Raw genomic sequence first — 19,051 nt, forward strand, 5'->3', positions numbered from 1 at the left:
TTAAAAATCATCAGAGGAAGCTGAAATGCAATACGACCTCATTATTGTCGGCAGCGGTTCTGTCGGTTCAGCGGCAGGGTACTATGCAACGCGCGCCGGTCTAAAAGTATTGATGATAGACAGCGCCATGCCGCCCCATCAGGAAGGCAGCCACCACGGCGAGACGCGAATTATCCGTCACGCCTATGGCGAAGGTGCGCGCTACGTGCCGATGGTGCTGCGCGCCCAGCAGCTGTGGGATGAGCTGGCAACGCTAAGTGGCGAGAAGATTTTTCATCGCAGCGGCGTAATTAACATAGGGCCGCTGGACTCAGAATTCATCAACAATGTAAAAAGCACCGCCGTTGATTATCAACTGAATACCCAGTCGATGAGCGCCGAGGAGATCAGGGCTAAATGGCCTCTGATTGCTATCTCCGACGAATACTGCGGTGTGTTTGAAAAGGATTCGGGCTATCTGCAAAGCGAGCTGGCCGTTGCCGCCTATATTCGCCTGGCGCGCGAGGCAGGCTGTGCACAACTGTTTAAATGCCCGGTGGAATCGATAAGCTACAAAGAGGATGGCGGCGTTACGGTCACCACGCATGAAGGCAGCTATCGCGCGCCGCGCATTGCTTTAACGGCAGGCACCTGGATTAAAACCCTGCTGCCAGAGCTGCCTGTTAGCCCGGTGCGCAAGGTGTTTGCGTGGCACCACGCCGATGGCCGCTACAGCGAAGAGAATCACTTCCCGGCGTTTACTTTCCAGACCCTCAACGGTGACCAATACTATGGTTTCCCGGCGGTAAAAGATGCCCTGAAGCTGGGCAAACACAATGGCGGTCAGCCGATCGCTGGCCCTGAAGGGCGTAAACCCTTCGGCAGCATCGCCGCAGACGGCACAGAAGTGTTCAATTTCCTGCGCCACTACCTGCCAGGCGTCGGCGTTTGCCTTCACGGCGCTGCTTGCACCTATGACGTGACTGCCGATGAAGATTTCATTATTGATACCCTGCCTGAGCATGACAATACGCTTATCATCACCGGTTTGAGTGGCCATGGTTTTAAATTCGCCAGCGTATTAGGTGAAATCGTTGCCCAATTTGGTGCAAACCAAAAAACCGAGTTTGACTTTACGCCTTTCTCGCTTTCGCGTTTTAACTAAAATCACTCAACTATTTTTCGGTTTTAATAACCAGAAAATATCGTCAAAAGGCCATTCAGCTAGCAAGAATGGCCGTTAATCTTATTCCCAAGCGTTTTCGAATTGACACATTTGCCATTATGAATCTATCCTTCCAATAGCTATCACAGGAGTGGTGGTTGTCGCGCAACGATTGCGCATGGACAAGGACGTTTTATGAAAATATTAATTATTGAACCCTGCGGCTTTACCCGTCTCGGAATACACTCTTTCTTATTCAATAACAATCAGATAGAAATTCTCGACTTTGTGAGCATAGCCGATGCTATTCCTCACATGACGCAATTTAGCCCTGAGCTGGTGCTGATTAATATCACCCAGCTTTGCCAAAACTCGAAATTCTCGACAGAAATAAAAACCTTCCTCGATCTTCTGCAAGATACGGCAATGTTTTGTTATCTGGATTCGCAATATCCTGTCACTAACCATCCGGTACACATCACTAACGATGTTTATATTCTTAATAAACAGCTTGTGACGACCTTGTTGAAAACCATCGCTGAAGGTAGCACCTATTATCCGCCTTATAACACTCGCTGTATCTTTAGCGAGCAAGAAATACTGGTGATGAATTACTGGATGTCGGAAATGCCCAATCACAAGATTGCGCGCAAGCTTGAGATCAGTAATAGAACGGTATATGTGCATAAACGCCATCTGGCGCAGAAAATTAAAGTGAGAAACAGGCTCGAGTTCTGTTTTGTGTATAACTTTATCAAATACCTTTTTTGGCCGATCAACGAATCAGCTCGCGCGCCTATCAGTCGGCAGATAAAAGACGAAATCCTGACGCTCTACAAACAATAAAACACCATAAAAAACAGAGAGAAAGGCCTCTCTTTCTCTTTGTTTAGATCTCTTCTATTTACTTGGCCGGCTTGCCATCCCCGAGCAGTACAGCAATCTTATGCCCCGCTACCGTAGGTTCAAATGCTATCTTGAGCACAATGGTTAGCGGCACTGAGAGCAGCATTCCTACCGGTCCCATCAGCCATCCCCAGAATATTAATGAAATGAATACAACTAAAGTGGATAACCCCAATCCTTTTCCTAATATTCTCGGCTCAACAATATTGCCAATAATAAGATTTATCGCTAAATAACCGGCAATTAAGGTTATCCCCTCACTGACACCATTAAATAGAAAAGCCTGAATGATCGGCGGAATGGCGGCAATTATCGAACCAATGTTAGGGATATAATTTAATGCAAAGGCTAATAAGCCCCAGAGAAAAGCAAAACGTACGCCGAGCAAAGCCAGCAATGCCCAAATCGTTAACCCGGTGGCTATGCTAATTAACGTTTTGATCACCAGATAGCGCGTCACGCTGTCTAAAGCGCGTTGAATACTTCCCGCTCCCTGTGCTCTGTTTTCGGATAACTGATTTAACTTGTAGGGCAACTGCGGCACTTCAAGCAGCATAAATACGACGGTCATGACCAACAGGAAAACGCCCGCCATGGCATTGGAAAGATGAGTGATAAGGCGACTAATCAGGTTGATGGCATAGCCAGGATCAAAATACCCGGCCAGCGTTTCAAAGGAAAACCCCAGCCCATTAATCTGTAAAAGGCTCTGCAAATCTTCGAACTTCTGCGAAATCAGGCCGCGGTATTGTGGCAGCGTGCGGCCAAAGTCATTGAGCGTCACAATCAGCATACTGGTAAGGAAAACCATCAGCATGACGACAATGGCCGCGACTAACAGAACGGCCAGAGGGCGTGGAAAGCGAATTCGCTCCAGGCGAACAATCAGCGGGTTGAATACGAAAGCCAAAAACAGTGCCAGAATAAAAGGCACGATAATATCCGCCGCCGATTTGATCCCTGCGAAGATGATCACCAGCATGCCCATCATAATGGCGATCTTCAAACCCTTTACCGTCACCACGGACTTGGCCATTCATCTCTCCCTTTATTGCTTATATTGAGTCTCGTCACGTGATTAGCTGCTGATTTAATTAGTATGACTTATCTTCTTATGCCACTCCGGAATTTACCTTTCAAAGAGTAGCATATCGCCAAATTAGCTATGCAAAACTAAAAAAAGGGAAAAATCAGCGGCAAGTGTGCTTTTTATATCAAATATATTGATATATAAATATCTTTACCAAGCCTTGCAAAACCTGACAAAAAGCCAATCTTATCTGAATACCTATATTTAACACTGCACCATTGAATAAAAACCATGAATCTTATTCAAATATAAAGAACAAGTTTAAATAAGTTAAATAGATTGGGATTTATTATTGCTTAAATGTTTCCACATGTTTATTTTCATTTAAAGGATGCTGCTTAATTAAGGAATTGCCGTGCAGTGGAAAAACACACCCGTTCAATTTGGCCATCTTTCCGTGCTGATGCATTGGCTGGTTGCTGTGGCTTTTTACGCCATGTTTGCCTTGGGGCTATGGATGGTCGGGCTGGGGTATTACGATGGTTGGTATCACCGTGCGCCCGAGCTGCATAAAAGCATCGGCGTCTGCGTTTTCGCGGTGATGGTCTTGCGTCTGGTTTGGCGTTTTCTCTCTCCGCCCCCTTCCCCGTTAAAAAGCTACAGCAAGGCAACACGCCTTGGTGCCTGGCTGGCCCACGTGGTGCTGTTTATTGGCTTGTTCACCATTTTGATCAGTGGCTATCTCATTTCCACTGCCGAAGGTCAGCCCATTAGCGTCTTTGGCTGGTTTGAGATCCCCGCCACCCTGTTTGGTTTGAACCAGCAGGCAGACATCGCGGGCGTGATTCATCTCTGGGTGGCTTGGGGCATCGTCATTGTTTCTGTACTTCACGGCCTTGCGGCGCTTAAACATCATTTTATTGACCGGGACATCACCCTAACCCGCATGCTGGGGCAACGGCCGCGTTCCGATTAACTTGTTGGATAATGGAGGATCATCATGTTCAAAAAAACCACTCTGGGCTTAACGCTGGCGTCTTTGTTACTCGCTGCTGGTAGCGCAACGGCGGCTAACTATAAGATTGATAAAGAGGGGCAGCACGCCTTTATCGAGTTTCGTATCAAGCACTTGGGTTACAGCTGGCTGTACGGCAGCTTTAATGATTTCGACGGCGGTTTTACCTTCGATGAGAAAGACCCATCGGCTGACAAGGTGAATGTCACCATTAATACCACCAGCGTCTTCACCAACCATGCCGAGCGCGACAAGCATTTGCGCAGTGCCGAATTCCTTAATGTCACCAAGCACCCGCAGGCGACCTTCACCTCAACGTCGGTGACAAAAGAGGGTGATGGTCTTGCTGTCACTGGCGATTTAACGCTAAACGGCGTCACCAAGCCTGTAATTCTGCAAGCTAAGTTGCTCGGCCAAGGTAAAGATCCGTGGGGCGGCTACCGTGCAGGCTTTGAAGCGGCAGGGAACATCAAGCTGAAAGATTACGGCATCACGACCGATTTGGGACCGGCCTCGCAAGAAGTGGAGCTGATCATCTCGGTGGAAGGGGTTCAGGAGAAGTAATTTCGCCTGACAATCTCGCTAAAAAAAAGGGCCTGTATCTGATACAGGCCCTTTTCACTTCATACTGGCAAATTACTGTTTTTCAGGTGCCGGAATGTGCATGGTGGTCTGCAACAGTCCTTTGGACTTATTGAAGACTTTGATGCCATTTTCCCGCCCGGCTCGCAGTGCACGCTGCTCTTCTAGCGGCAATTTCAGCTCGGTCTGGCACATTTCGCTACAGCATCCCTCAAACTTGGCCGCGCAGCTCGAGCACTGGATGAACAGTAGATGGCAGCCGTCGTTAAGGCAGTTGGTGTGGCTGTCGCACTCGGCGCCGCACTGGTGGCAGTGGGCAATGACGTCGTCTGAAATGCGCTCGCCCATGCGTTCGTCAAACACAAAGTTCTTACCTTTGAATTTGACCGGCAGGCCCTGCTCTTTGGCACGACGGGCGTACTCAATGATGCCACCTTCAACGTGATAAACATTTTTAAAACCGTTATGCATCATATAAGCACTGGCTTTTTCGCAGCGAATGCCGCCGGTGCAGTACATGACGATTTTCTTCTCTTTATCTTCTTTCAGCATGTCCACCGCCATCGGCAGTTGGTCGCGGAAAGTGTCTGAAGGTACTTCAATCGCCTTGTCAAAATGGCCCACTTCATACTCGTAGTGGTTACGCATGTCGACAAACAGCGCGTCGGGGTCGTCAATCATCGCGTTGACTTCTTCGGCTTTGAGATATTGCCCGACGTTCGACGGGTCAAAGGTATCGTCATCAATGCCGTCAGCCACGATGCGATCGCGCACTTTAAGACGCAGAACCCAGAAGGATTTGCCATCGTCTTCCAAAGCGATATTCAAACGAATCTGGTCCAATGCGGGATGGCTAGCGAAAAGCGCGGTTTTGAACGCTTCGAACTGATTGTTTGGCACGCTGATTTGCGCGTTGATCCCTTCGTGTGCCACATAGATTCGACCAAATACATTCAGTTTGGTCAGGCAGACGTAGAGCATGTCGCGGAAGGCTTTTGGGTCTTCGAGATGGAAGTATTTATAAAAAGAAACCGTGGTACGCGGCTCAGTTTCAGCCAACATGCGCGCCTTCAGTTCCTCGTTAGAAATTCGGTTATGTAACACTGGCATGGTGTACTTTCCTGTCTTTCGAGGTTAATGCTTAGTTAATCAGCGGGGCTGGTAATGGACCACAGCACCACTTTTCGAGCGGCAACATCATACATTAAACCAACATTTTCGACATCTTCCGTTGCAAAATTTCGGTTAAAAGATTGAGGAAAGGCGGCAAGTGCTAAGGCAAAGCGCGGGAAATGGGATAACCTCAAATGAGTTAGGGTGAATTCTCAGCCATTAAACCAAGATAATGAGGAAACTATGAGTAAGCTTTTCCAACCCATCTCGCTAGGTAATCTGACATTAGCTAACCGCATTATCATTGCCCCGATGTGCCAATACTCTTCTGATAACGGCAAGGCAACAACCTGGCATCATGCTCATCTTGGGCAGCTCTCTTTCTCCGGCGCGGGGTTGCTTATCCTCGAAGCCACCGCGGTAGAAGCCATTGGCGGCATCTCGCCCCAAGATTTAGGTTTGTGGGATGACGAAACCGAAGCCGCCATGAAAGATCTGGTCGCTTCCCTTCGCGATAACAGCGACATTCCTCTCGGCTTACAGCTGGGCCACGCCGGACGCAAGGCCTCCTGCCACGTGCCGTGGAAAGGTGGCAAGCAGCTGACGAGGGAAGAAGGCGGCTGGCAGACCATCGCTCCTTCTGCCATACCCTTCGCAGATACCGATGCCACGCCAGAAGCCATTTCGTTAGAACGCATTGCCCAGCTGAAAGCGGCTTATGTGGAATCCGCTAAAAGAGCTGACCGCCTGGGCTTTGACCTGCTGGAGCTGCACGGCGCGCATGGCTATCTGCTGCACCAGTTCCTGTCGCCACTCTCCAACCAGCGCACCGATAACTACGGCGGCTCGCTGGAAAACCGTATGCGCCTGCTGCTTGAAATCTATCAGGAAATTCGTCAGGCCTTTTCTGCCGACAAGCCTATCGGCGTGCGTATTTCCGCCACGGACTGGGTTGAAGGTGGCTGGGACTTAGAGCAGTCGGTGGTGCTGGCGAAAGAGCTAGAAAAGCTGGGTTGCAGCTATATTCACGTCTCCAGCGGCGGCCTGAGCCCGCAGCAGAAAATCACCATTGGCCCGAATTACCAAGTGCCCTTTGCCGAACGCATCAAGCAGGAAGTCAGCATGCCGGTGATCGCCGTAGGGCTGATAACGGAGCCAGATCAGGCCGAAGCTATTGTTGGCACAGGTCAGGCGGATATGGTGGCTCTGGCACGCGGAATTCTCTATAACCCGCGCTGGCCGTGGCACGCCGCGGCTAAACTTGGCGCAAAAGTTTCAGCACCGAAGCAATATTGGCGCAGCGAGCCGCACAATGTTAAAGGGTTATTCTGGTCAGAATAATCAGAGTTTAAGCGCATTATTATTAATAAGAGGGGCAACGCAAGTTGCCCTTTTTTATTGTAAAAACCAGCACACCTTCAATTTGTGTTAATTCAGCCTTTTTTAAATCAAATTTTATGACGTGGAAAATTGACAAAATAGCGATGTCTGCCGATATTCAAACGATCTTAACCGCACGATGATTCTGGCTTTGCTCACAAAAGCGGCACCCTTTGCGCTATTGATAGGCAGATAGCTAACAAATGAACTATTCATGCCGTTAATTTTCACCTGAAACCTAAAAAATGCCACAATACGTCACTTCGCTTAAGGGAATGACTCGCAGCGGCTATGAAAGCCGGGTTGTGGTGTGTTTTCTGTGGCTGGCTACTGCATATAGACAGAGCTTATATCTTCTTACTTCGACACATTGACGCAGAGATTTTATGACTCAGGTACCGACCTTTACACGTTCACTACTGCATCCACGTTATTGGATAACATGGCTAGGATTAGGCCTGCTTTATCTGCTGGTGCTTCTGCCGTACCCGGTTATTTATCGTCTGGGTACCGGGCTAGGCCGTTTTTCTATGCGTTTTTTAAGACGCCGCTTTAATATTGCTCAACGCAATCTCGAACTCTGCTTCCCAGAAATGAGCCCTGAACAGCGCGACCATATGGTGCTGAAGAATTTTGAATCCGTGGGGATGGGGCTGTTTGAAACGGGCATGGCGTGGTTCTGGCCAGACCGGCGTATTGAACGCTGGTTCAAAGTCAGCGGGCTTGAGCACATCCAGAAAGCGCGAGACAACCAGCAAGGCGTATTGCTGATCGGCGTCCACTTCCTGACGCTGGAACTCGGCGCGCGCATCTTCGGCATCCATAATCCGGGGGTTGGGGTCTATCGCCCGCACGATAACAAACTGATGGATTGGATCCAGACTAAAGGCCGCATGCGCTCCAATAAAGCGATGATCGACCGCAAAGACCTGAAAGGCATGATCCGCAGCCTGAAACAGGGTGACATCATCTGGTACGCGCCGGACCACGACTACGGCCCGCGCAGCAGCGTCTTCGTGCCCTTCTTCGCCGTGGACAAAGCCGCGACCACCACCGGGACTTACCTGCTGGCTCGCATGGGTAAACCGGCGATCATTCCGTTCACGCCGCGCCGTTTGGAAAACGGTAAGGGCTATGAGTTACTTCTTCATCCGGCAGTTGAAAACTTCCCGCTGGAAGATGAAGTGGTCGCTGCGGCTTATATGAATAAAGTGGTTGAGGATGAGATTCGCCTCGCGCCTGAGCAGTACATGTGGCTGCACCGTCGCTTTAAAACCCGTCCAGAGGGTGAACCGTCTTTATATCAAGCTCTCGAATAATGTCTGCGTTTTGCCGCCCAAGGTGCACTGCCTTGGGCTTTCCCAGCCCCGCCTCCTGCCCTCTGCGTAATACTTATCTCGCTAATCATTGATCTTTTGCAATGCAGCAAAATTCTTAAACCGGTATTTTATTTTCTGCGTTAACTTTTCCGTAACATCATTGATGTGACTGATTAATAGGCGCATAATTATCACACTAACGCATGATAGTTAATCCGCTCTGGCACTCGCCCGACAGCTCAGAGCCAATGGACCTTTCATATCGGTAATTTATGACATCGGAACCCGCAGCAGAAACGGCACCAGACCCTATAAATTGGAAGCGAAATCTCTTCGTTGCTTGGATAGGATGTTTCCTGACTGGCGCAGCATTCAGTCTGATCATGCCCTTCCTGCCCCTGTACGTTGAAACCCTCGGTGTAACCGGCCATGAATCCCTGAACATGTGGTCCGGCCTGGTGTTCAGCATTACGTTCCTGTTCTCCGCCATCGCCTCACCCTTCTGGGGCAGCCTGGCTGACCGTAAAGGTCGTAAAATCATGCTGTTGCGCTCTGCCCTCGGCATGGCGATTGTGATGGCCTTGATGGGTCTGGCAACCAATATTTGGCAGTTTCTGGTGTTACGTGCTCTGCTCGGCCTGCTCGGCGGCTTTGTGCCCAACGCCAACGCGCTGATTGCTACTCAAATCCCCCGCAATAAAAGTGGCTGGGCGCTAGGGACTTTATCCACGGGCGCGGTTAGCGGCGCTTTGATTGGCCCACTGGTCGGCGGGCTGCTGGCCGACAGCTACGGGCTTCGCCCGGTGTTCTTCATCACCGCCTTCGTGCTTTTCCTGTGCTTTATCATGACGTTATACTTCATTCGCGAACAGTTTATGCCGGTTAACAAGAAGGATATGCTGAATCGCAAACAGGTTTTCGCCTCGCTGAAAAATCCCAAGTTAGTGCTGTGCCTATTCATTACCACCATGATTATTCAGGTGGCGACGGGGTCGATTGCGCCAATCTTGACGCTGTACGTCCGCGAACTGGCGGGGAACACGCAGAACCTGGCCTTTATCAGCGGCATGATCGCCTCGGTGCCGGGCGTGGCGGCGCTGATGAGTGCGCCAAGGCTGGGTAAGCTGGGTGACAGGATTGGCCCGGAGAAGATTCTGGTGGCGATGCTCGGGGTGTCGGTGCTGCTGCTGATCCCGATGGCCTTTGTACAAAACCCGCTACAACTGGGGATTCTGCGCTTTATGCTCGGCGCGGCTGACGGCGCGCTGCTGCCTGCGGTGCAAACGTTGCTTATCTATAACTGCACCAATCAGGTGGCCGGGCGAGTGTTCAGCTATAACCAGTCATTCCGCGACGTGGGTAACGTGACCGGCCCGCTGCTGGGTGCCGCCGTCTCGGCAAGTTACGGCTTCCGCACGGTATTCTGCGTCACCGCGCTGGTGGTGCTGTTCAACGCCGTCTACTCCTACTGGAGCCTGCAACGCCGCCAGCGCGAAGTCACCGTCGAGTAATTCAGGCCGCCCAGTCGCGTTTTGCGAGAACCACCCGATAGCCGTCAGCATCTTCAAAGGTGCTGCCGGTTTGATCCCAATAAGGGTTATAAGACGCGACTTTCACAAACCCCGCCTGCTCCATCTGCTCACACTGCCGCTGCCACTCTTCGGCATTCGGGATGTAAAACACCAACAGATTGTCCTGCGTCGGCGCCCTGCCCACCCGCGTACCGCGATGGTGAGTGAACTCAAGATGATAATGGTGAGTGGGATGCCCGATGATCATGCCGTCAAAGCCTTGGTGATCCTCAAACTGCCCTAACAGTTCAAACCCCAAACCCTGCTGATACATCTGCGCAATCTGCCGAATATTGTCGGTTGGACGAGCAATGCGCAAAACCGCCTGACGTGAAACCATGAGCGCCAATCTCCCTGTGGGTGAAGTGTTCTGAAAAAAACAAAAAACCGGTTAATTTCTGCGTTATTAGCGGGTGAAAACTTGCAACCTCAGCCACAGCGTCAACAATTAGTGAGTTAGAAAAACAACACACAGAACTTTTATAACTCAGCCGTTAGCGCCTAATAACTAACGCATTAAACATTATCCACAATCCTCGTGAAAGCAACTCAGGAGAAAAAGATGAGCATGTATGCAACCTTAGAAGCAGGGTAAAACAAAATACATAATTCATCAGTACTCAAGCGTAACTACCTCACATACTACATTTGTCCCATTCCATTTGTCATTGTAAATCAAAGTATCCATTCCCCCACTGCTTCTAACGGACACCCTGCACAATAAACACTATATGTATTGCATTAATATAAACAAAACACTACATAGTGTTAGATCGGCAGCAAAACATACACTTAAGGTATTGCAAAAGGACGTCCAGGGCTGTACATTTAACCATGCTGTTTATCTAACCAGATATAATTGTGAGGGGAAAATTCTATGAGCAATAATTCGGAATCTTTTGCAAGTGTTGAACAGATTACTTCACGCCCAAATTATTCTTCAAATGTGAATATTACCGTTGAAAATTTTCATACTCTAATAGGTCGATACCGCCTAAGTGAAAGTGTTCAGTGCCAAGTGAGAAGCGATCATGGTATCTGTGGAAATAAACACCAAATTGGCTATGTTGGAGTTACTCAAAATGGCATGGAAGGATTAATTGGAGGATACTGCGGCGATAAGTATTTCGGAGAAAGCACAATTTTTGTTCAGGAAAAAAATCGTATAGATGCCGAGTTAGACAGAAGAGAGAATTTAGAAAAACTGCTCAATTATAAAGAAAATTTTTTTTCATTAACTTCTCAACATAATGAGTTAAAAAATAGTATCGAATTAATTAAGAAAAGAGCAGACCATTTATATAAAGGGTTCCCTGATATAGTTTTGATATACATAAATCAAGCTCAAAAAACAAAAAATTGGGATCTATATATAGATGTTTTACGACATTCTAGGGGTGAAAAAGGTATGACAAGCAACTGGTATGTTGAGAAGCTATGCACATTCTCCCCATTACCATCATCACAAGATTATGAAAGTTTATTAGGGAGAATTACAAATATAATAGTTGTGTTTAATGAAGCATGTTCTACAAATATAGAATCGTTATCAACTCCAAAACTAAAAGGTTACGTTAGGACCCTATCGGAATTTACGGACATAGAAAACCTTTATGCTAAGTATAAGAAGGACACCGCTGACTTCACTCAAGAGAGCAGCTTGAATAACCTATATTATGTCTGTGCAAATACTAAGGATAAACTAACCACTGTCAAAACCATAATGACACTTAATAAAAATGTTGCAATTAAAGATGATAAGATAAAGTTGAAATGCACCAAAATAGAGGAAGATACTAAAACTAAATTTGACAAGTGCACGGTCAGATTTAACAAAATTGTTATGAAGTTTAAGAAAAACAAAATTCATTAAGTTTTAGAAAGCCCCAAAAGGGGCTTCTCCATTTAATCATCTTCATCAAGATAGATTTCTACACTTTGAATATTGAATCAGTTATTCTTAGAAGCTAAATTAGTAATATTCTTAGATGGCTTGAATAAAATGTTTTTTGTACCAGTTTTAGTAGGTGTAATGGATTTTACTAAATATCGCATTGCAGTTTCAGGAACAAGAGAATATTTCTTTACTAGATAACCTCCCCTAACTTTTTCTACAACCCCCTCCGATTCTAACTTATCAAAATCAACAGTTACCATAATTTTTGCTTTAGAGACTAAATCTTGAATGATTTCATCAATAGAACGTATCTTCTCATCATCTGGCATGAATACCTCTTCATATTAATAACGTACAAAAAACATTATCAACTTCCACCAATCAAGATTATAAGTAATTTCCACACTTCATCAAGTGGTATAGTTGGTAGTAACACTCCGCATAGAGTTACCAACGGTCTCACTACATAATTCCATAATACTAAGAATGTAGTGGTCAACAAAAACTGGCCACCGCGTTAGAGTTTTTCCAGTATCGATTTTCTGATTCGTTTGGTGGCAACCCACCGTTATATTCGTGCGGCCTGAGCGCGCTGTAATATCCAACGATATAGTCCGTTATGGCGTGAGTCGCATTGCTGAAGCTTACGTAACCTGTCACTGGCACCCATTCGTTTTTCAGACTCCGGAACAAGCGTTCCATTGGGCTATTATCCCAACAGTTTCTACGCCGGCTCATACTCTGTCTGATCCGGTAGCGCCACAGTAACTGCCGGAACTGCCTGCTCGTATAATGACTGCCCTGATCGCTGTGGAGCATCACTCCTGCGGGCTTACCCCGAGTTTCCCATGCCATTTCCAGTGCTTTCATGGTGAGTCTACTGTCCGGCGAGAACGACATTGCCCAGCCCACTGGCTTTCTTGCAAACAGATCGAGTACAGCAGCGAGGTATGTCCAGCGTTTGCCTGTCCAGATATAGGTCACATCACCGCAACACCAGGTTTGGCTCTGTTACGGCGAACTGTCGCTCAAGGTGATTCGGGATAGCAACGTGTTCATGACCGCCACGCTTATACCGGTGAATCGCCTGCTGGCAACTGACCAGCCTCAGTTCTTTCATGAGCCTGCCAGCAAGCCAGCCCCCATCTGGTAGCCTCTCTGCGTTGCCATTGTGGCGATGCTTCTTGCTCCGGCCGATCCGTGGCTGATGCCATGCAGCTCAAGTACCTGACTTCGTAACGCAGTCCGTCTGCCGTCTGGTTTTTCAGGGCGATTTTTCCAGTATTTATAGCTGCTGCGATGAACACCAAACACATAGCAGAGAGTGGCCACAGGATAACGCGCTCTGAGTTTCACGATTATCGAGAACTGTTCAGGGAGTCTGACATCAAGAGCGCGGTAGCCTTTTTTAATATTTCGTTCTCCATTTCAATACGTTGTAGTTTTTCTTCAGCTCACGTATTTCGATTTGTTCCGGTGTTATCGGAGAGGATTTTGGTGTTTTGCCCTGACGCTCTTCACACAGTTGCTTGACCCATTTCGTCAACGTGGAAAGACCGACATCCATAGCCTTAGCGGCATCAGAGACGGTGTAGTTTTGATCGACAACCAACTGAGCGGATTCGCGTTTGAATTCAGGACTAAAATTTCTTCTTTTCATTGGAGCACCTGTGTTGTTCTGAGGTGAGCATATCGCCTCTGTTTAGGTGGCCAAATTCAGCAAACCACTACACCACTACAGTACTCAACAGAAATTAATGACCCGGCAAGCACAGCCGCCTCTAATTCTGCCTGGTCAGCTTTTACTTTCGTGAGTCGTAGATTTTCTTTGGCCTGCTGCTCTTTCAGGTAGGTATTGTCCCCCAGAGGCTTGAGCACGTTCTCGTTAACACAAAGAAAAATTTCCTCTGGTTCTTGTGATATGTCGTGTCCCTTTGCTTTCCACTCTCGGCTTACCGTTGCAGCGTCAAAGCCATAGATTTGTGCAAGGTGTTTGTAGGTTAATTTGTCTGTCATGTTTTGTCCTGTGGCTGGCGTGGAAAATGAATGAATGGGGTTTGAAACTTCATATATAAAAAATAGCTTTCAGCTCGAAACTACGAAGTATTTCAAAGCCTCTGGGAGAACCTTTAGCTTGATTTCGGATTTATCTTATGGTAATAATTTGTTACATCTAATTTGGAGGGTTTTAACATGGAAAAGACCTTTGTTTGCTTAAGTAAATCAAAAAAGAACAATGACTATTGTGTAGCTGGGAAAGTAATAAATCCTGATGGCACTATTGGGGATTGGATAAGGCCACTTAACCAATTTGGTGCCATTTCCGATCAGAATTGTCTTTATGAAGATCAAACATATGCCAACCCTCTAGATATTATTAAAATTAAAGTTTCTGAGTATAAACCTCAGAAATTCCAAAGTGAAAATTATAAAATTGACACAGCCGCAACTTGGATAAAAATAGATACTTACAGCTCAAGCCATGATCAGTTAAATCTTCTATGTGATGAGCCAACCACTTTATGGCATAACAACCATTCCACTGCTAGTGGTCATTATGACCAAATTTCTCCTGACGAAGCGGCGACTATTCATAATAGCTTGTACTTTATTTATGTTGAACAAATAATCTTTATCACCAGTCGTTGGAACAATGACCCTATAAAAGTTCGTGCTCAGTTTACTTATGAAAATATAACTTATAATTTAAGAGTCACAGACCATAAATGGATTAATTACTTTCAAGATAAACCAATAGGAAATCATCCAAAAAATAAAAACTTCTTAACTATTAGCTTGGCATTGGATGTGTATGCTAATATAGCAGGGAGTTATCATTATAAAGTTTTGGCTGAGGTTATGTAGATGAACATATATTCTATAGGTTTTACTGAAAAAAGTGCTGAGAAATTCTTTAACTTAATTAAGTCGCAATCTATTAAAACTTTGGTTGATGTACGGCTCAACAACGTATCTCAGCTTGCTGGATTCGCTAAGAAGAAAGATTTGCAGTACTTTCTTCGTGAACTTTGTGATGTTGATTATGTTCATGTACCAGATCTAGCTCCTACAAAAGAAATGTTAGATCCATATAAAAAAGGTAATGTGCCATGGGAAGAATATGAAGATAACTTCTTGAATCTTATGGCGAAACGTAACATGGAGCGAATTGATAAAGAATTAATTTCAGATAGCTGCTTACTTTGCAGTGAGCACAAACCTCATCATTGCCACCGACGTCTTGTGATAGAATATTTAAACAAACACTGGAACACAGATTTTGAGGTTAAGCACTTGATATGATTAAAATACTTATCATGTATCATCCGGATTTTGCTTCTAAAGGTAAATTTGAACGAAAACTTACCCGTATTTTGGCGAACACTGATGAATACAAGATCCTGTATTTTGAAGATCCTAAAGGGCTAATTGCTTCTATGTTTAATTATGATTCATTAGCCCAAATTGACCATATGTTATTGAATAATATTAGTTCGATTGATGCTACCCATGCTGTTATATTCGATTCAGAGCTTAATCCCCGCCTTTCGATAGAACATCAAACCTTAGAGAAGACAATCCCAGTACGTTATATTAAAGACAAAATTACCGCTGTTTCGAACAAAGACAGGGGGGAGGCGTTTGATACGTACATAGGACGTGGCACACTTTGGGGCAATCCATATGCTATCGGCACGGATGGTGATAGAGATGAAGTTATACGTAAGTTTGCATATGACTTTGAACGCGGCTTTCTACGTGGGGGGGATGAGTTCAATGAAAAGCTTAAATTACTTCGTGGTCACACATTAGGTTGCCATTGTAAGCCCTACGCTTGCCATGGCGACGTACTTGCTGAATATCTGAATCAAATAGATGATGGTGAGTAATCAACATTCTTATTTTTTTATTCTGCAAGAATAGATCTTAGCTTGGCTGCTGCTTCTACTACAAACTCATACCAATGCTCGGTTGTTGCGTTTGTTAAGTACTCAAACAATGGCTTAGCTAAGTTGTATTGATTAAAGTTTCGGTCTTCTATGATGAAGTCATCAGCATATAATTTATCCTCTGATTCTAATAAGTACGGGTTGTAGATTCGGTATTGTGTATTTGAATAGGTGAATAGATATCCTTCGTCGTATTGTGTAATCATCTTTCTTGTACTCCATTTTTTTAGTGCTGGAGTACTGAATACACGTCTAAACGGATACGCTCTATTCAGGCACAAAAAAAGCCACTCAAATGAGTGGCTTTTTCTTTATAAAATATTACATATACGGACTATCATCAAAGACATCATTCCTTTCATCATAGATGATAAACGTCACCACTCCCTCTATCATCACCTCGTCATACATGAACTCATTCCCGAAAAGGAGAAACGTTCCCGTATCTGCAAGTGACTCCAGGCCATAACGAGCGATTGTGTATAACCGCCATACATCAACGTCACCATTAATCGTGGCAAGTACTATATTCCTGTGTACTGGTTTGATAGCTCCATCAACAAGTAACATAGTTCCTGAAACAATACCCATGCCATGTGACCGCTCTGCAACAAACAAGCATACTGATGGATCTGTGCACCTACAAACTTGATTCAAGTCTATGCGGCTATGAATATAGTCAGCAGCTGGCGATGGGAAGCCCATTAGCGTATGTACCCCATGTTCATGAAGAACTAGGCTTTATTCTCACCCTCGTGATCCGTGTAGTCCCGGAAGAAGCTTTGATGATGGGATATCCAGCGATTAGCTTCTTCTAACGACCAATGGTGATTCAGTTGAACCAGCTCATTAACAAAGGACTGAGTAGTAACCACGATGCTTTTTTAGGGGCTTGGGTAACACTCAACACGAACGCACTTTTGATATCTGAATACTTTGCCATTTTCACCTCAAAATATCTGTTTATACATACAGCATAATCACGTATTTTCTATTCTGTAAAGAGCAAAATTGCGTATTCTGGATATCGTGTTATTTTGGAAGGAAATAAAATTTTGGACAGCATTAGTACCTTAATGGCCTGATAAACCGTGCTAACACTTTAGAATCTGGCTCATTTGCTTTAAGATTAAGTACTTCTACCAGCTATCGATACCTCATGAGAACGGGACGTTCAAAATGTTGCTGTCTCTGGTTGGTAGAACCCCTAATATTGAAGATCACAATAATGAGAAAAATAGACATATTACTTATATCAATCGTTGCTATCTATCTGTGTTTAGTACTTCCAATTTTTAACAAGGTTCATGTCATGGAGTTTGGTAATTTTTCTGATTTACTTAGTGCAGCCTGCAATATTGCGATGGCAAGTGCTGCTGTTTATGCTGCTTTTAATGCTAATAAATGGTTAGCTCAAAAAAAATACGAGTCAGCTTTAAATCATATATCCAATTTATTAGAAGAGAGAGATAAAATAATAGGTGTAATTTCAATGTTCTCTATAGAAATCAGAAAGCTACGGGGGAACAAAGATAAAAAAACTGAGTTTCAAAATAACGCTCAACAGTTGATTGTTAGGATATTTCTTCTTAAAAAATCATTAGATGCATGCAAACGCTGGGATGTAGGTGTTCCCGATATATTGTATGACGATATTTCTTTGCTTTTTAAGTATTGTGACACCTGCTTATCTTTATCAGAATATTTTTCCCCTTGCGAACATCAAGATTATCCAAAATTAGGTGAGTTGCGAGATGCAATTAATGAAATGTCAGAATTTTGTATGAAACGCATTGAAGAAATATTTGAGTTTCCGACAAAAATACCTATCAACTATTAACTCACTTATAGCAGTTCTGCATAAAAATTAACCAGTAAATACAAAAAACCAACTCTATATGGGTTTGTTTGGTGTAGGTGCGATAGCAATGCCGCAAAGAAATTAAGTACTCAGTGAAAGCCAATCGGGCGTGCTGTTGGCCAGCGCAACGCTAGTCTCTAGCGATTTTTCTTTACGACGATCAAACTTTTTTAAAAAAATGCTTTTCGTTTTGACTTTTGGTTAGCACGTTCGATACACATTGATAGCGTCGTAACCTTGTTTAAGCGTGAAAAAGCCAACAGACTCGATCAGCATGCAGCCTTCTTTAATCTCACCTGCTGATACATCTGCGCAATCTGCCGAATATTGTCGGATGGACGAGCAATGCGCAAAACCGCCTGACGTGAAACCATGAGCGCCAATCTCCCTGTGGGTGAAGTGTTCTGAAAAAAACAAAAAACCGGTTAATTTCTGCGTTATTAGCGGGTGAAAACTTGCAACCTCAGCCACAGCGTCAACAATTAGTGAGTTAGAAAAACAACACACAGAAATTTTATAACTCAGCCGTTAGCGCCTAATAACTAACGCATTAAACATTATCCACAACCCTCGTGAAAGCAACTCAGGAGAAAAAGATGAGCATGTATGCAACCTTAGAAGAAGCCGTTGATGCCGCCCGGGAAGTGTTTCTTGAGGCTGCGCGAGACGCCACCGATAACGATGAAGAGGCGATCCCTGAACAGTTCAACCTGCAAAAGTATGTGATGCAGGACGGCGATATCATGTGGGAAGCTGAGTTCTTTACCCGCGATGGCGATGCCGTTGAGAGCACCAATTTCCGCAGCGGCGAGGCGGCTCAGGCTATTTTTGATGGCGACTACGACGCGCAAGAGCTGGAGGAGGAGTGGCTGGACGAAGGTACGCTCTACGAATGGGACGAAGGTGAATATCAGTATGAGCCGCCCTTAGATACCGAAGAGGGCAAAGCCGCGGCCGATGAGTGGGATGATGAGGATGATTACCCGGGCAAGGATATAGACTAACGCCCGAAGCAATCCCTCACTCATAGGGCCCGTGGCGGGCGTCAATCGGCAGCATGAAGGTGTCGACAATCATCGACAGCGGAACGTCGATAATAGTGACATAGCGCCACGGGCCGTCTCGCACGTCCCACTGCACGCCCGGGTAGTATTGATTACCGTGCCCCTGCCCCGGAACGGTTCGGCTGATAATGCTGCCGCAGCCTGTCAGGGTAATGACCAGCGCCCCGAGGGCGACAGCGCGTAGCATTGAATGTCTTGTCACACCCTTCCCCGCTGATA

Annotated in this window: 21 protein-coding genes and 1 pseudogene; 13 read left to right on the plus strand and 9 right to left on the minus strand. The window is 45.7% G+C overall.

Going from position 1 to position 19,051, the window contains the following annotated elements:
• The first annotated feature begins 25 nt into the window (after window positions 1-25).
• Together solA and ACT3RT_RS02175 are read left to right on the plus strand one after the other, a co-directional pair.
• Window positions 26-1,144: an N-methyl-L-tryptophan oxidase gene (solA, locus tag ACT3RT_RS02170; RefSeq protein ID WP_496202427.1), complete on the plus strand. Its 1,119-nt coding sequence runs from the start codon at window positions 26-28 to the stop codon at window positions 1,142-1,144.
• 195 nt (window positions 1,145-1,339) lie between these two features.
• Window positions 1,340-1,990, plus strand: coding sequence for a LuxR C-terminal-related transcriptional regulator (locus ACT3RT_RS02175; RefSeq protein ID WP_485901232.1), 651 nt, complete (start codon window positions 1,340-1,342; stop codon window positions 1,988-1,990).
• A gap of 58 nt (window positions 1,991-2,048) precedes the next feature.
• On the opposite strand, the gene ACT3RT_RS02180 is transcribed toward ACT3RT_RS02175, so the two are convergent.
• Complete coding sequence (locus tag ACT3RT_RS02180) at window positions 2,049-3,086, minus strand: AI-2E family transporter (protein WP_496202428.1); 1,038 nt, start codon at window positions 3,084-3,086, stop codon at window positions 2,049-2,051.
• Between the two features lie 409 nt (window positions 3,087-3,495).
• On the opposite strand from ACT3RT_RS02180, the gene ACT3RT_RS02185 reads away from it, so the two are divergent.
• The gene (locus ACT3RT_RS02185) at window positions 3,496-4,056 is read left to right on the plus strand and encodes a cytochrome b (protein WP_353502562.1); all 561 of its coding nucleotides are present in this window, start codon (window positions 3,496-3,498) and stop codon (window positions 4,054-4,056) included.
• Between the two features lie 24 nt (window positions 4,057-4,080).
• Window positions 4,081-4,659, plus strand: coding sequence for a YceI family protein (locus tag ACT3RT_RS02190; protein ID WP_496202429.1), 579 nt, complete (start codon window positions 4,081-4,083; stop codon window positions 4,657-4,659).
• 72 nt (window positions 4,660-4,731) lie between these two features.
• On the opposite strand, the gene trhO is transcribed toward ACT3RT_RS02190, so the two are convergent.
• Complete coding sequence (gene trhO / locus ACT3RT_RS02195) at window positions 4,732-5,787, minus strand: oxygen-dependent tRNA uridine(34) hydroxylase TrhO (protein WP_496202430.1); 1,056 nt, start codon at window positions 5,785-5,787, stop codon at window positions 4,732-4,734.
• A gap of 246 nt (window positions 5,788-6,033) precedes the next feature.
• Here trhO and ACT3RT_RS02200 point away from each other — a divergent pair, with 246 nt between their 5' ends.
• From ACT3RT_RS02200 to mdtG, 3 genes are all read left to right on the plus strand, one after another.
• Window positions 6,034-7,131, plus strand: a complete 1,098-nt coding sequence (locus ACT3RT_RS02200) for an NADH:flavin oxidoreductase/NADH oxidase (RefSeq protein WP_485901237.1) — start codon at window positions 6,034-6,036, stop codon at window positions 7,129-7,131.
• Window positions 7,132-7,556: 425 nt separating this feature from the next.
• A complete protein-coding gene (locus ACT3RT_RS02205) occupies window positions 7,557-8,489 on the plus strand; it encodes a Kdo(2)-lipid IV(A) acyltransferase (RefSeq protein WP_353502566.1) in 933 nt (310 codons plus the stop codon).
• A 272-nt stretch (window positions 8,490-8,761) separates the two neighbouring features.
• Entirely contained in the window at window positions 8,762-10,000 is a 1,239-nt protein-coding gene (mdtG, locus tag ACT3RT_RS02210) for a multidrug efflux MFS transporter MdtG (protein WP_034791418.1), read from the plus strand.
• A 1-nt stretch (window position 10,001) separates the two neighbouring features.
• Here mdtG and ACT3RT_RS02215 read toward each other — a convergent pair whose 3' ends face one another.
• Window positions 10,002-10,400, minus strand: coding sequence for a VOC family protein (locus ACT3RT_RS02215; protein ID WP_496202431.1), 399 nt, complete (start codon window positions 10,398-10,400; stop codon window positions 10,002-10,004).
• A gap of 537 nt (window positions 10,401-10,937) precedes the next feature.
• Between ACT3RT_RS02215 and ACT3RT_RS02220 the strand changes: the two genes are divergently transcribed.
• Window positions 10,938-11,933, plus strand: a complete 996-nt coding sequence (locus ACT3RT_RS02220; RefSeq protein WP_496202432.1) for a hypothetical protein — start codon at window positions 10,938-10,940, stop codon at window positions 11,931-11,933.
• A 77-nt stretch (window positions 11,934-12,010) separates the two neighbouring features.
• On the opposite strand, the gene ACT3RT_RS02225 is transcribed toward ACT3RT_RS02220, so the two are convergent.
• From ACT3RT_RS02225 to ACT3RT_RS02235, 3 genes and pseudogenes are all read right to left on the minus strand, one after another.
• Window positions 12,011-12,286, minus strand: a complete 276-nt coding sequence (locus tag ACT3RT_RS02225) for a hypothetical protein (RefSeq protein WP_496202433.1) — start codon at window positions 12,284-12,286, stop codon at window positions 12,011-12,013.
• Between the two features lie 166 nt (window positions 12,287-12,452).
• Window positions 12,453-13,617 (minus strand): annotated as a pseudogene (locus ACT3RT_RS02230) (IS3 family transposase).
• Between the two features lie 56 nt (window positions 13,618-13,673).
• On the minus strand, window positions 13,674-13,973 hold the full coding sequence (locus ACT3RT_RS02235) for a hypothetical protein (RefSeq protein ID WP_496202434.1): 300 nt from the start codon (window positions 13,971-13,973) through the stop codon (window positions 13,674-13,676).
• A 177-nt stretch (window positions 13,974-14,150) separates the two neighbouring features.
• On the opposite strand from ACT3RT_RS02235, the gene ACT3RT_RS02240 reads away from it, so the two are divergent.
• The 3 genes from ACT3RT_RS02240 to ACT3RT_RS02250 are packed head-to-tail and all read left to right on the plus strand — an operon-like array spanning window position 14,151 to window position 15,847.
• On the plus strand, window positions 14,151-14,822 hold the full coding sequence (locus ACT3RT_RS02240) for a dual OB domain-containing protein (RefSeq protein WP_496202435.1): 672 nt from the start codon (window positions 14,151-14,153) through the stop codon (window positions 14,820-14,822).
• Window positions 14,823-15,260 carry a DUF488 domain-containing protein gene (locus ACT3RT_RS02245; protein WP_496202436.1) on the plus strand — a complete coding sequence of 146 codons (438 nt, stop codon included), beginning with the start codon at window positions 14,823-14,825 and terminating at the stop codon, window positions 15,258-15,260.
• On the plus strand, window positions 15,257-15,847 hold the full coding sequence (locus ACT3RT_RS02250) for a DUF4326 domain-containing protein (RefSeq protein WP_496202437.1): 591 nt from the start codon (window positions 15,257-15,259) through the stop codon (window positions 15,845-15,847). The genes ACT3RT_RS02245 and ACT3RT_RS02250 overlap by 4 nt, the downstream gene beginning before the upstream one ends.
• Before the next feature lie 17 nt (window positions 15,848-15,864).
• On the opposite strand, the gene ACT3RT_RS02255 is transcribed toward ACT3RT_RS02250, so the two are convergent.
• Together ACT3RT_RS02255 and ACT3RT_RS02260 are read right to left on the minus strand one after the other, a co-directional pair.
• Entirely contained in the window at window positions 15,865-16,113 is a 249-nt protein-coding gene (locus tag ACT3RT_RS02255; protein ID WP_496202438.1) for a hypothetical protein, read from the minus strand.
• Window positions 16,114-16,228: 115 nt separating this feature from the next.
• On the minus strand, window positions 16,229-16,612 hold the full coding sequence (locus tag ACT3RT_RS02260) for a S24 family peptidase (RefSeq protein WP_496202439.1): 384 nt from the start codon (window positions 16,610-16,612) through the stop codon (window positions 16,229-16,231).
• Between the two features lie 607 nt (window positions 16,613-17,219).
• On the opposite strand from ACT3RT_RS02260, the gene ACT3RT_RS02265 reads away from it, so the two are divergent.
• Together ACT3RT_RS02265 and ACT3RT_RS02270 are read left to right on the plus strand one after the other, a co-directional pair.
• On the plus strand, window positions 17,220-17,747 hold the full coding sequence (locus ACT3RT_RS02265; protein ID WP_496202440.1) for a hypothetical protein: 528 nt from the start codon (window positions 17,220-17,222) through the stop codon (window positions 17,745-17,747).
• Window positions 17,748-18,364: 617 nt separating this feature from the next.
• Window positions 18,365-18,772 carry a MysB family protein gene (locus tag ACT3RT_RS02270; RefSeq protein ID WP_353502569.1) on the plus strand — a complete coding sequence of 136 codons (408 nt, stop codon included), beginning with the start codon at window positions 18,365-18,367 and terminating at the stop codon, window positions 18,770-18,772.
• 16 nt (window positions 18,773-18,788) lie between these two features.
• Here ACT3RT_RS02270 and ACT3RT_RS02275 read toward each other — a convergent pair whose 3' ends face one another.
• Complete coding sequence (locus ACT3RT_RS02275; protein WP_353503992.1) at window positions 18,789-19,019, minus strand: YceK/YidQ family lipoprotein; 231 nt, start codon at window positions 19,017-19,019, stop codon at window positions 18,789-18,791.
• Window positions 19,020-19,051: the final 32 nt, after the last annotated feature.

Origin of the sequence: Ewingella sp. AOP9-I1-14 (assembly GCF_052375995.1) — a bacterium.
In the GTDB taxonomy this organism is placed as follows: Bacteria; Pseudomonadota; Gammaproteobacteria; order Enterobacterales; family Enterobacteriaceae; genus Ewingella; species Ewingella allii.